The sequence below is a fragment of the Streptomyces sp. NPDC002896 genome, assembly GCF_040295225.1.
Taxonomy (GTDB): Bacteria; Actinomycetota; Actinomycetes; order Streptomycetales; family Streptomycetaceae; genus Streptomyces.
This window is the reverse complement of sequence record NZ_JBEOVA010000077.1, coordinates 1-12,665: the sequence shown is the minus strand read 5'-3', so window position 1 is coordinate 12,665 and position 12,665 is coordinate 1. Positions and strand designations below refer to the sequence as shown.

Annotated in this window: 9 protein-coding genes and 2 pseudogenes; 7 read left to right on the top strand and 4 right to left on the bottom strand. The window is 65.0% G+C overall.

Annotated features, from left to right (window positions below):
• The 5 genes and pseudogenes from ABT009_RS46710 to ABT009_RS46690 all read left to right on the top strand — a co-directional run.
• Positions 1 to 808, top strand: an 808-nt coding sequence (locus ABT009_RS46710) for an FAD-linked oxidase C-terminal domain-containing protein (protein WP_351309338.1), incomplete at its 5' end; no start/stop codon positions are given.
• Positions 809 to 950: 142 nt separating this feature from the next.
• Positions 951 to 1,591, top strand: a pseudogene (locus ABT009_RS46705) (IS5 family transposase); the annotation flags it as partial.
• A 53-nt stretch (positions 1,592 to 1,644) separates the two neighbouring features.
• Positions 1,645 to 3,525, top strand: coding sequence for an FAD-binding monooxygenase (locus ABT009_RS46700; RefSeq protein ID WP_351309332.1), 1,881 nt, complete (start codon positions 1,645 to 1,647; stop codon positions 3,523 to 3,525).
• A 224-nt stretch (positions 3,526 to 3,749) separates the two neighbouring features.
• Complete coding sequence (locus ABT009_RS46695) at positions 3,750 to 5,123, top strand: MFS transporter (RefSeq protein ID WP_351309330.1); 1,374 nt, start codon at positions 3,750 to 3,752, stop codon at positions 5,121 to 5,123.
• 88 nt (positions 5,124 to 5,211) lie between these two features.
• Entirely contained in the window at positions 5,212 to 5,568 is a 357-nt protein-coding gene (locus ABT009_RS46690; RefSeq protein ID WP_351309327.1) for a helix-turn-helix domain-containing protein, read from the top strand.
• Positions 5,569 to 5,647: 79 nt separating this feature from the next.
• Here ABT009_RS46690 and ABT009_RS46685 read toward each other — a convergent pair.
• The 4 genes and pseudogenes from ABT009_RS46685 to ABT009_RS46670 all read right to left on the bottom strand — a co-directional run.
• Positions 5,648 to 5,911: pseudogene (locus ABT009_RS46685) on the bottom strand (transposase); the annotation flags it as partial.
• A gap of 173 nt (positions 5,912 to 6,084) precedes the next feature.
• A complete protein-coding gene (locus tag ABT009_RS46680) occupies positions 6,085 to 6,702 on the bottom strand; it encodes a hypothetical protein (protein WP_351309324.1) in 618 nt (205 codons plus the stop codon).
• Positions 6,642 to 8,654, bottom strand: a complete 2,013-nt coding sequence (locus ABT009_RS46675) for a caspase, EACC1-associated type (RefSeq protein WP_351309321.1) — start codon at positions 8,652 to 8,654, stop codon at positions 6,642 to 6,644. The genes ABT009_RS46680 and ABT009_RS46675 overlap by 61 nt, the downstream gene beginning before the upstream one ends.
• A 714-nt stretch (positions 8,655 to 9,368) precedes the next feature.
• Positions 9,369 to 9,695, bottom strand: a complete 327-nt coding sequence (locus ABT009_RS46670) for a hypothetical protein (protein ID WP_351309318.1) — start codon at positions 9,693 to 9,695, stop codon at positions 9,369 to 9,371.
• Positions 9,696 to 9,733: 38 nt separating this feature from the next.
• Between ABT009_RS46670 and ltrA the strand changes: the two genes are divergently transcribed.
• Complete coding sequence (gene ltrA, locus ABT009_RS46665; protein ID WP_351309316.1) at positions 9,734 to 11,152, top strand: group II intron reverse transcriptase/maturase; 1,419 nt, start codon at positions 9,734 to 9,736, stop codon at positions 11,150 to 11,152.
• 708 nt (positions 11,153 to 11,860) lie between these two features.
• Complete coding sequence (locus ABT009_RS46660; protein ID WP_351309313.1) at positions 11,861 to 12,610, top strand: reverse transcriptase domain-containing protein; 750 nt, start codon at positions 11,861 to 11,863, stop codon at positions 12,608 to 12,610.
• Positions 12,611 to 12,665 lie beyond the last annotated feature (55 nt).

Sequence of the window (12,665 nt, the reverse complement as noted above, 5' to 3'; positions counted from 1 at the left end):
CACGATCAGCGGCTTCCCCACCATTCTCCACGGCTTCGCGGCTGCGGCCCTGACCCTTGACCGATCGGAATGGCCGCCGCTCGAACACGAGGCGCTCGAGCGAACCCTCGCCAACTACACCAACTACACCGAGGGCCGGTGGACGCAGCTGGGCATCGGCATGTGGAACATGCGCTTTGCCTTGTACGGGCGGAAAACAGTCGTGGAGAAGCAGCGTGAGATAGTCGAGGCCGCCCTCGGCGCCATTCCCGGCGCGAAGATCGCCTTCACGACGTACCAAACCCCTGTTGATCGCCCCGACGTGCCCATTCAGGACCAGGTGCGGGCCGGCATCCCGAAGATTGACGACATGCTGGCCATGCTCGATATCTGGAAGGGGAGGGGGCGCGGCGGCCACGTCAGCTTCTCGCCGGTGACTCCCTTCAACGGCCACACCGCAGACACCGTGTACCGCCGCATCTGGGACCGCACAGCAGCCAATGGACTCGAGCCCGTGTACTCGATCATTGTCCGGGAACGCAGCCTGATCCACGTGGCGATGTCGATGTTCGATACCGGCGACGCCAAGCGGGTCAACGATGCCTATCGGGTGACGCGCGAACTGATCGACGACGTTGCCGAAATGGGTTACCTGGAGTACCGGGCGCACTCCAACGTCGCGGATCTCATCCGCGAGAAGTTCGACTTCAACGACCATGCCCTGACCAGGTTCTACCGCACCCTCAAAGACGGACTTGACCCTAATGGGATCCTCTCTCCCGGCAAGCAGGGCGTTTGGTCCCCGGTCAACGCCACCGTCGCCCCCTAACCCAATCCTTTTCACACAACCGCAGGGGCACCCAAGCCCTGTGGCGGGCAGGTTTTGGGCGGGGCGGGACTCCCCTTCATCGATTCGGATCCGGTCTAGGCGTGTATCGGAAGTGGGCCTTGAGGTGCGATGATCTTGTTTTGTGGTACGTGGAGATCTGACGGATACCAATGGACCAGGTTGGAACCGGTGTTGCCCAGGGGGAGAAATCGGGGCGGCGGCCGATATGGACCAGGCGGCAGCTGATCGACGGCATACGGTTTCGCACCCGCACTGGCGTACCGTGGCGAGATGTTCCCGAGCGGTACGGCCCGTGGGCGCGGGTGTACGACCTGTTCCGCCGCTGGCAGTGGGACGGCACCGGGCAGCGGATCTTCGCCCAGTTGCAGGCCCACGCCAAGGAGCTCATCACCTGGGACATCAACGTCGACTCCACCGTCTGCCGGGCTCGCCAGCACGCCGCCGGGGCGCGGGAAAACGGGATCTGCAGGTTCGAGCCGCCCGGTGGCGTCACCGCCGAGCCGGATGACCACGGGCCCGGTCGCTCGTGCGGCGGCCTGACCACCAGGCTGCACCTGGCCGTCGAACAAGGCCAGAAGCCCATGTCGATCGTGAGCACCGCTGGACAGCGCGGCGACTCGCCGCAGTTCGAACCCTTCCTGAACAAGATCCGCGTCGCTCGTCTGGGTTCGGGCCGACAAGGCATACGCCGCTCGTAAGAACCGCGCCTGCCTGCGCAAGCGAGGGATCCGCTGCACCATCCCGGACAAGGCCGGCCAGGCTTGCGCCAATCCACCGAATCCGGCTGTCATGACGCCAAGGAGCTAAGGACTTCAATGCAATTCCACCACCACGGTTATGTCTCAGGCGATCCCCGTGTGGCCACTGCGGTCGGCACTGGCATTGACCGCCCGGACGAGTTGCCTGAAGAGGTCGACGTACTCATTGTCGGCACCGGGCCGGCCGGGATGGTACTTGGTGCCCAGCTCGCACAGTTCCCGCAAATCTCTACACGCATTATTGAACGACGACCTGGTCGTCTCGAGGTCGGACAGGCTGACGGGATTCAAGCTCGCAGTGTCGAGATGTTCCAGGCGTTCGGATTTGCCGAGAGGATCATAGCCGAGGCTTACCACATCACCGCGAGGAACTTCTGGAGTCCGGATCCCGAAGATCAAACCAGGATTATCCGCACAACACGTACCGATGCCACGGGATTCAGCGAGCTTCCCCACCTCAGCGTCAACCAGGCGCGCGTGCTCGACTACTTCGCCGAGGCGATGGCGAACTCGCCATCGCGGATGTCACCGGACTACGGATTCGAGTTCGTCAGCCTAAATGTCACGCAGGACGTCGAGTACCCTGTCACGGTCATCCTGCGTCGCACGGCGGGTGAGCAGGCCGGGACCGAGCGGCTGATACGTGCCAAGTATGTCGTGGGCTGTGATGGCGCGCGCAGCGCGGTACGCTCATCGATCGGTCGTAAGCTCGCGGGCGACCAGGCCAACCAGGCATGGGCTGTCATGGATGTCCTTGCTGTCACCGACTTCCCCGACATCCGCACCAAGTGCGCTATCCAGTCGAGCAGTGGCAGTATTCTCCACATTCCCCGAGAAGGTGGGCATCTCTTCCGCATGTACGTGGACCTCGGTGACCTCGAGGCGACGGACTGCAGCTCGGTGCGTACAACAACGGTGGAGACGGCCATCGACAAGGCCAACGAAATACTCCACCCCTACACACTCGATGTAAAAAGTGTCGTCTGGTACAGCGTGTATGAGGTCGGCCATAGACTCGCCGATAAGTTCGACGACGCGCCCGCTGACAATGAGCGCGCCCCACGGGTGTTCATTGCCGGTGACGCCTGCCATACGCACAGTGCAAAGGCCGGGCAGGGGATGAATGTCTCTATGCAGGACGGTTTCAACCTGGGGTGGAAACTCGCCCAGGTACTCGAAGGACGCAGCCCCGAATCCCTGCTGAGTACGTACTCGGCCGAACGCCAGCTGATTGCCAAGAACCTCATCGACTTTGACAGGGAATGGTCAACGATGATGGCGGCTAAGACCGAGCATGGCAATGACCCAGCGGTACTCGCGGACTTCTATGTCAAGAGTGCCGAGTTCCAAGCAGGATTCATGACCCACTACCCGGAGTCAATGTTGATCGGCGAGGCGGCCCACCAGCCGCTGGCGACCGGTTTCCCCATTGGGAAACGCTTTAAGTCAGCTCCGGTCGTGCGTGTCGCCGACGCCAACCAGGTGCACCTTGGTCACCACCATCGTGCCGACGGTCGTTGGCGCTTGTACGCTTTCGCTGATGCACCCGCCCCCGGTGAACCCTCACGATTGGCAGACTGGGCGACCTGGATCGCCGGGTCACCCCAGTCACCACTCGTGGCCTATACGCCGACGGGGGCCGATCCCGAAAATGTCTTCGATGTCAAGGTCGTCTATCAGCAGCAGCATGCCGATCTCGACCTCACGCTCGTGCCCAAGATCTTCCTGCCCCGAACCGGCCCCTTCGAGCTGATCGACTACGAGAAGGTGTACGCGGCCGCCCCCGAGCACGACGTCTTCGACCTGCGTGGTATCGACCGAGCCAGTGGTTGCGTTGTTGTTGTCCGTCCCGACCAGTATGTGGCCGCGATCCTTCCATTGACGGCAATCCGCGAGCTCGCCGAGTTCTTCGCCGGAAGCATGCTCCAGCAGCGTTAAGCCCGGGAACGGCGCCGCGAGGGCTCGACGGGAACGAGGGCGAGGGGGACCGCAACTTGATACCGCCAGGCGGGCTGTGGCACCGCCCAGCGGTTCTGCCATCCAATCAACTACTACCAATTGTTGTGCAGTATTCCGTTTGTTCGCATCCCACCCTGGGTTCCACTCGCGGGCACAAGCCCGTCAAATCCAGTAGTCGAACCATCACAACGAAGGAGTTAGGGATGAACAGCGAGCAAGACGTCCCTGCAGGCAACAAAACTGATCCGCAGCCGGCACCTGGTGTGGGAATACCCGCAGGAAGCAACTCACCAGGGTCGAATCCTCGTGAACTCCGCCGGGTTGTCCTGTCCAGCTTCCTGGGCTCCACGATCGAGTACTACGATTTCCTGCTCTACAGCACAGCCGCTGGACTGGTATTCAGCCATGTGTTCTTCGCCGGTCTTCCGGCATGGGCGGCGGCCATGGTTTCTTTCGGCACCCTCGCCGTCGGCTATGTAGCTCGCCCGCTTGGAGGCCTCCTCTTTGGGCATTTCGGCGACATCCTCGGCCGCAAGAAAATGCTCTTACTGAGTATGTGGGTCATGGGCGTCGCGAGCGTCTTGATCGGACTCTTGCCGACCACCCAACAGATTGGCCCGATGGCTGGTGCCCTGCTCGTTACCCTGCGTGCATTGCAGGGCATCGCCGTTGGTGGTGAGTGGGGAGGTGCAGTGCTCATGTCCGCGGAACACTCCGGAAGGAAGCGACGCGGGTTCAGCGCAAGCTGGACAAGCTCCGGCGCACCTGCCGGGACGGTCCTGGGCATCCTCATGTTCGGTTTGTTCTCCGCGATGCCCGAAGACAGCTTTTATTCCTACGGGTGGCGCATTCCGTTCCTGTTCAGCGCCGTGCTACTCGTTGTCGGCCTCGTGGTGCGGCACAGCGTTTCCGAGAGCCCCGTCTTTCTCAAGTCGCTGGAATTGCAGCAGGCAAACCAGCGCCGTAAGGCACCGGTCCTTGAAATCATCAAACGCCCCGGAACGGTAATAAAGATCGCTGTAGCCTTCACGGCCAGCCCGGCGATTTCGCTTCTCATCCCAACCATAGCTTTGATGTATGTGATGAAAGCCGGCGCCGACCAGTCCCAAGTCCTCTTCGCCACAGCCTTGGTGCTGATTGCACAAATCTTCACCATCCCGGCCTTCGCCGCACTCTCTGACCGGGTGGGGCGCAAGCCGATCATGCTCGCTGCCCTAATTGCTGCAGTTTTCTGGATTCTGGCCTTCTTCCCGGCGCTGGCGACGGCGAACCTCGTATGGATCACGGTCGTATATTTCTGCGGCTTGGCCCTGATTCAGGCAGCGCTGCTCGGTCCGCTTCCAGGCTTCCTGAGCGAGCAGTTCCGAACTGAGGAACGCTACACAGGGCTGAGCGCCGGATACCAGCTCTCCACGCTGCTCGGCGGATTTACCCCACTGATAATCACCGCTCTGATGGGACCCACCCTAAACCCGGTCCCGGCGGTCATCTTCCTGGTCTGCGTCTATCTAACGAGTGCAGCGGCCCTGCTGACATTGCGCGACCGACGCAGCGAAGAGCTGTCGGAAGTCAGCTAAATCTCTTTGGTGTCCCGGGATACGGAAGCATGTAGTGTCTCGTGATGCTGTCAGCGTTACTTGATCTTGTGTGTCTCGTTCTATTGGCATGGAGCTTTCTGTGGAACAGGCCGCCGAGCTGCGGGAGTTGGTGAGCAGTCGGGACGTGCCTGCGGATATGGCCACGCGGGGTCGGGTCGTGCTGTGGTCGGCCGAGGGGCGTCGACGCAAGGACATCGCCGATCTGCTTGGAGTGTCGCTGCCGACGGTGGACCGCTGGAAGCGCCGTTATGCCGAGCACGGTCTGGCCGGGCTGGAAGGGGACCGGCCCGGCGGGGCCCGGGAGCAAGTGCCGGCACGGGTACGGACCCGGGTGATTGCGCTGACGCGTATGACGCCGCCGGACGGCACTGGTCTTTCGCACTGGGTCCACACGCGAGTTGGCGAAGTACCTGAAGCGGACTGAGGGCGTCACCGTGTCCTGGCACTACATCGCGCGGATCTGGCGGGAGGAGAATCTCAAGCCGCACCGGTCGGGCACCTTCCCAGAACGCCTCGGTCGCGCTGTCGCCGAACATCAGCCCCAGCACTTCGCGTCCGCCGTCCTCGGTGATGCCAGTGGCGATGAGCACGGCCTGGGAAACGATCTGGTGGTTTACGTGGGCCTTGCAGTAGGTCGCGTCCGGGTAGATGTAGGGGAAACGGGTATGGTCCAGCGGCCGGGTGCGGAAGGCGGTGAGTTCGGCGTCTAGGTCGGCGCAGAGCCGGGAGACCTCACTCTTGGAGATCCCGCTGTCCGCGCCCAGGGCCCAGCTCAGGAAAGACCGCGGTCACCTCGACAGGCCGCGGCGGAGTCGTACGTACGAAAACCATGCCGGTGATCCTGCCACCAGCCACCGACAGTCAGCTGCCACCTCAACCGGCGTCAGCGCTCAACTGGCTGTAACGCCGACTAACCCAGCCACGGTGACAACAAATCTGCCTATGTGGCAACTATCGTGCCTCGGCTCACGATTGCCCGCTGCAGCAGACCACGCTCCTCGTCTACCTCAAGGTGAATCATAAGGAGGTCGGCCTCGTTGCGGCGGCGGCCTCGCGGGCAGCTCACTGAGGGCCAGTGAGGCGGTGGGCGTCCTGCTGGGCGCGGGCGGTGAGTCTCCTCCCAGCGGCGCACTGCCGTACGGCCCGCCTGCAGGCCGAACCAGACGCATCCGGCGGCGAAGAGCAGTGCGAGCAGCCCGATGAGGATGTCCCCGAAGGATGGCCTGGAGCTGTTCTGGCCCACGTAGTTCAGGAATGCGCTCAGGCCGCGGTCTCGGAGGAGATCGGAGTCGGCCTTGAGGCTGCCCGAGCGGGATGAGGAGTCACCGCCGATCAGGCCGTAGACCAGCAGGAGAGCTGCGGCCGCCAGGGCTGTGCGCGTCGGTGGCAGCCAGGTCGATGGCGTGCGCAGCCGCGGCCGGAAGGCGCCGCCGAGCCGCACGGCGCAGGGTACCACCCGGTACAGGGCCGCGGCGCTGAAGATGCAGGCCAGATAGGTCAGGACCTGTGCGGCGTCGAAGTCGTAACTGGTGAACCACCAGCTGAGCCAGGTGGCCACGATCGGGGTGAGGGCCCATAGGGCCCGAGTACGAACGCGCGCAGTACGGCCAGGGCGCGGATGGCCGGACGCAGCCGGGCGGTCTCGGCAACCTGCCACTCCGTCTCGCGCTGCCGCAGCTGTTCCAGCTCCTGCTGCACCCTGAGCTGCCGCTCACCTTCCTCCTGCGCGGCGCGCCGAAGCCGCTCCTGCCGCCGCCGTTCCTCTTCCTGCCGCCGCTGTTCCGCCTCCCGTTCCTGCCGGAGCCGCCGCTCGCGCGCCTCCTCGGCGGCCAGGCGTTGCCGCTCGCGCTCCCTGGCCACGGCGAGCGCCTGCTGCCGGGCCTGCTCGGACCACTCGGCCTCGGCCAGCCGGCCCAGCAGGGTGTCCCGTCCCCCTGCGGCCCGGAGCAGGCTGTCGTACCACCTTTTGGTCGGATCCGGCGGCTGTGCCCCGGCCGGCAGCCGGGGCCGGATCTTCGCCAGCGCCTCCGGCGGGAGAAGGGCGGCCAGCAGTGCCCCCGGCCCGACGTCCGCGGCCCAGTCCCGCACTTCGGGCGGCCACAGCGCCGTATCGGTGTCCCGCCACGCCTTCAGGGCCTTGTGCCACGTCCGCCGCACGCCCCGCAGCCGGTCGAGCGTGGGCCACTCGTGCGGCCCGGCCAGCTCGTTGAGCAGCTCGGTGTCGCGCTTGCCCCCGCAGGCGTAACGGCGCAGGCAGATGCGGGCCAGCGAGGCGTAGGTGATCGGCCGGCCGCGGTAGACGACCGGGCCGTCCGGGCCGAGCCAGTGCAGCAGGCGCAGCAGCTTGTGGTCGTGAGGGAGGCGGGGGTCGGTCAGATAGGTGTCGATGAGGACGACGCGGCCCTCGACGTCGTCGCTCCGGTGGTCGTTGAACTGCCGTAGCCAGGAGCCGAGTTCGGCCCAGCCTTCCGACGGGAACGACTTGGTGCCCATGCGCCGGAAGAAACGGTCGGCGGCGGTCGCCCAGTGCTTGCGGATCGTCGCCGCCAGGTCCTTCTTGGTGGCGTGCTCGGTGCCGGCGAACACGAGGGCGCGGGACACGAAGGCGTGCGCGACCGAGGGCCGGGGCGGGGGCGCGACCGGGGCGGCCGACGGTGGCGGGGCGTCGGCGGCGGGCGCGGCGGGGTTGCGGGTGAGGGCAATGTGCTGGGTGGTGTCGCAGAACTGCTGTTCCGGGAGGGGTAGTTCCCGTCGGCGGGCGTTGCGGCGCAGTTCCTCGCCGAGGGCGCCGAGGGTGAGGAGTGGTCCGGCGTCGGGCATGCCGGTGCGTAGCAGGTGGAGCAGTTCGCCGGTGAACGCGGTGTACGTCTCTCCCGGCAGGGCCAGGGCCTGTTCGTTCGCGGTGGTGGCGGTCAGCAGGCAGCTGCCCTCGATGTCGAGCTCCTGCGCGAGGCCGGCGGTGCCGCCGCTCATGCCCGGGATGGCGCGGCCGCTGAAGCAGCTGTCGACGATCACGATCTTGTTGGTCGCCCGGGACGCGTTCACGATCTCGCGCAGCAGGTCGTAGTCGAAGCCGCTGACCGCCACGTTGGCGTACTGCGTGTGGGGCAGGGCGAGATACAGGCCGCCGCGCAGCTTGCGCAGGCCGTGCCCCGCGAAGTAGATCAGCAGGGTGTCCGTGGCCTCGGCGGCGTGGTGCCGCAGGGCGTCGTAGACGGGGATCGCGCCGGGCGGGTCGAGCATGACCGTGCAGCGCTCGTCGGTGAAGGCGCCCAGTGGTGAGGTCAGGGCTGCGCGCAGATCCGTCAGGTTGTAGGGGGCGTCCAGGTCCGTCCAGTGCGTCTCCCTCGGGGGCTCGATGCCTTGCCGGACCCCATTTTTCCGCCAGGGGTCGCGCAGTTGATGACAGCTGTGTGACAGCGCGGGTGACGCGCAGACGCCCCGCCGGCATGCCGGCGGGGCGTCTGCGCGTGGCTGTCTATCGATGTGTGAGAGTCCCGCTGCTGACACCGTTGTACTCCGGCTCACCGCTGTCGAGGACGCGGAGCAGGGACGCAGTGATGACACGTGTGGTACGTCCGATGCGGAGCACGCGGCAGGGGAACTCCCTGCGGAGTAATCGTCAAGACCTAATAGCAGTGCACGGCGACGGGTGACCCCTAATCAAGACCTGGAGCTGGACTCCTCTCCACAGGCAGAGGGCCCCGCCGCCGCGAACCTCGCAGGGACGTCATCATCGTGACCTGAGCCGTCCGCACGGCCATCTCTCCTGACTACGCGAGCCACGAGCTCTGTCCAGAGACCGAGGTCCGCGCGGTGAGCTGGGGCCACGAACTGCTCATCGGATGTCGGGCCACAGAGCCCTCGTATTAGGTCGCGGCGTGCCCCGCGCAGGCTCTTGAACTGGGCAAATGACGGAGAAAGGGCGATCAGGTTGACGATCACATGCGGGATCGACTGGGCGGAGGACCACGTGCGCCACGAGGCGCTTGTGCGCCGTGAGGCGCGGTGAATCGAAGGAGGTGCAAGTCCTCCTCGCCAGCCTGTCGCAGCAGGCTGGTGGGAGCTGAGCGCAGTCCGACCCGGGAGACGCCGGGGAGGGCGGGAAGCAGCGCTGACAAAGCCGGGACGGCCTGGAACTGCCAGACGGGCCGGGTCCGGCGAGCGAGATCAGAGGGCATACGAGAGGAATCAGTGGTAAAGCTCCGTAAGCGTGGCACCGGCTCAAATCTGGTGGATATGGGCCGGGTTGCAGTGCACAGTCTGCTCGCTGGGCGGGCTGACTCCGTAGCCGACTTGGCGTGTCGGTGGGGAGGCCACGGTGAAAGCCTGCGGCGTAAGCGTGGCGATGCTGCCGGGGCAAAGCTGGATGCCGGACTGATCGATCGATTCACCGTGAACACGGGAACCATCCCGCATCACTCCCTTGACCCGGTAGCCATCCGGGTTCTTGGGATAGATACGTCGTCTGTCGAAGGTGCGGGATGGGGCGGAGGCCCCGTAGTAGTCCGAGCGGGCGAGAGGCCCGTGCATGGCGAAGGGGGCCAGCAAGTCAGCAGTACGGATGCTGGAATGCCGGGAGGTCGTTGGTGAATACCGACGAGCTGGAGTACGTCTTGCTCAAGGCGGAACGCCGGGTACTGGAGATCCAGACCAAGCTGCACCGTTGGGCCAGTGATGATCCTCATCGCAGGTTCGATGATCTGTACAACCTCGTCACCGATCCGGGCTTCCTGCTGGTCGCCTGGTATCGGGTGCGGAACAACAAGGGCGCACGCACGGCAGGAGTGGACGGTGAAACCGCCTACTACATCGAGTCCGTGCGCGGGCTGGAGGGGTTCCTTGCGGAACTGCGGGCGGATCTCAAGGCTCGCACCTTCCGGCCTCTCCCGGCGCGGCGGCGCGCGATTCCCAAGGCTGGCGGCAAGGTCCGCTATCTGGGGATCGCGACGATCCGTGACCGGGTGGTTCAGGCGTCCTTGAAGCTGGTGTTGGAGCCGATTTTCGAGGCGGATTTCCGCCCGTGTTCCTACGGGTTCCGTCCGAATCGCCGGGCTCACGACGCGGTGGCAGAGGTGCACCATTTCGCGTCCCGCTCGTATGAGTGGGTGGTTGAGGGTGACATCAAAGCCTGTTTCGACGAGATCTCGCACTCCGCCCTTATGGATCGGGTACGGGAGCGCGTCGGAGATAAACGCGTCCTGGCCTTGGTGAAGGCATTCCTCAAGGCGGGCATCCTCGATGAGGACGGCACGCTGGTGGATACCGACGCCGGAACTCCGCAGGGGTCGATTCTTTCCCCGCTGCTGAGCAATGTGGCTCTCTCGGTCCTGGACGAGTACATCGCCCAAGGGCCGGGCGGGCCAGGAGCCAGCCCGTATGGAAGGGCCAAACGGCGCCGTCAGGGTCTGCCCAACCACCGCCTCGTGCGGTATGCGGACGACTGGTGCCTGCTCGTTTCAGGCACCAAGGCGCACGCCGAAGCCCTGCGGGAAGAACTCGCCGGGGTCCTGTCCACGATGGGCCTGCGCCTGTCGCCGGAGAAGACCCTGATCACCCATATCGACGAGGGCCTTGCTTTTCTCGGATGGCGCATCCAGCGTCACCGGAAGCGAGGTACCGGCAAACGATACGTCTACGTCTATCCGGCCAAGAAGGCCCTGGTGACCATCATGGCCAAGGTGAAGACGGTCTGCCGGCGGAGCACGAACCTGCCGCTCGAAGACCTGCTGCGTCAGCTCAACCGGATGCTGCGGGGATGGACCGCGTACTTCAAGTACGGGTGCTCGAATGCGACTTTCAGCTATCTGAGGGCCTACCTCTGGAAGGAGATCGTCAGATGGCAGGAGCGCAAGCACCGGCGTGTTCCCTGGAAGGTACTACGCCGACGCTACGGCATATGGCCCGCCGCGGGCGGGATGGAACTGTTCGACCCGGCAAGGGTGAGCGCCAAGCGCTATTACTACCGGGGAACACGCATCCCGACACCGTGGCCGAGCACAGCATGAAGTGAACACAAATCCACGGGACTTGTGGAGAGCCCGGTGCGCTTAGCGGTGCACGCCGGGTTCGGGAGGCGACCCGGAGAAACGGGCTGGTCGTGAGGCCAGTACCGCGCTCCGGGTCGACCTCACGAAGTCGGGCGGGGGTGAGAGACCTTCGACTCCTGGCCGTCGCAGCGGTCGGGTGAAGCTGAGGGCAGCCTGATCCGGGAGACGCCGGGGAGGGTGGGAGCAGCCCTGACAACGCCGGGACGTGCCAGCACTGCCAGATGGCGCGGGTCCGGTCAGCGAGACGGGAAGGTGTACGAAAGGAACCGGTGTCTGACGCCCCTTAACGGCCCACCAGCTCAAATCTGGCGGATATGGGCTGGTCGCGGTGCGTACCTGCTCCTCGTGCGAGAGCGGGTAACTCCTGGTCGCCATGTGATCAACGGCCAGGAGGCCACGGTGAATGTCTGCGGCGTAGTCGTGGCAATGCCGCAGGGGTAGAGCTGGGCGCCTCACCCGTCGATCGACTCTCAAGTGAACGTGGGAACCGTCCGGTGTCGTCCTCACCCCGCGCAGCCAGTGTGGCGGAAGGACAGGCACGTCGTCAGCCGACGGCACCGGGCGGGGCGGAGGCTCCGTAGTAGTCCGAGGCCGGGAAAGCCGGCCACATGGCGAAGGGGGCCAGCAAGTCAGTAGTGGAAGTACTGGAAGACCAGGAGACCGCTGGTGAATACGAGTGAACTGCTGCTCGGCTCGTTCCAGGCTGAGCGGCGGGTACTGGAGATCCAGACCAAGCTGCACCGTTGGGCGAACGACGATCCTCATCGTCGGTTCGACGATCTGTACAACCTCGTCTGCGATCCCGCGTTTCTGGCCATGGCCTGGGAGCGGGTCGCGGGGAACAAGGGCGCACGCTCGGCCGGAGTCGACGAGATGACCGTCGCCTACGTCCGGGAACGGTTCGGCGAGGCCGGGTTCCTTGCCGAGCTGCGGGAGCAGTTGAAGTCCCGCAGTTTCCGTCCGGTGCCGGTCAGGGAACGGATGATCCCCAAGCCGGGGTCGCGCAAGCGGCGCCCCCTCGGGATTCCGACCGTGGCCGACCGGGTGGTCCAGGCGTCCTTGAAGCTGGTGCTGGAGCCGATCTTCGAGGCGGACTTTGCGCCGTGCTCGTACGGCTTCCGCCCCAACCGGCGTGCGCACGACGCGATGGCCGAGACGCGCTTTCTGACATCCAAGACCTATGAATGGGTGCTGGAGGGCGACATCACGGCATGCTTCGACGAGATCTCGCACTCTGCCCTGATGGACCGGGTCCGGGCTCGGATCGGGGACAAACGCGTGCTCGCGCTGGTGAAGGCGTTCTTGAAGGCAGGCATCCTCACCGAGGTTGGCACCTCCAAGGAAACCGTCACCGGCACCCCACAAGGCGGGATCCTCACGCCCCCAACGCAATGGGCAACTTTTGCTTCGAGGTGACGCTCGGTTATCGGCGGCTGGAACTGCTTCCTCGCGCTGAGAGTAGGCATCGTCA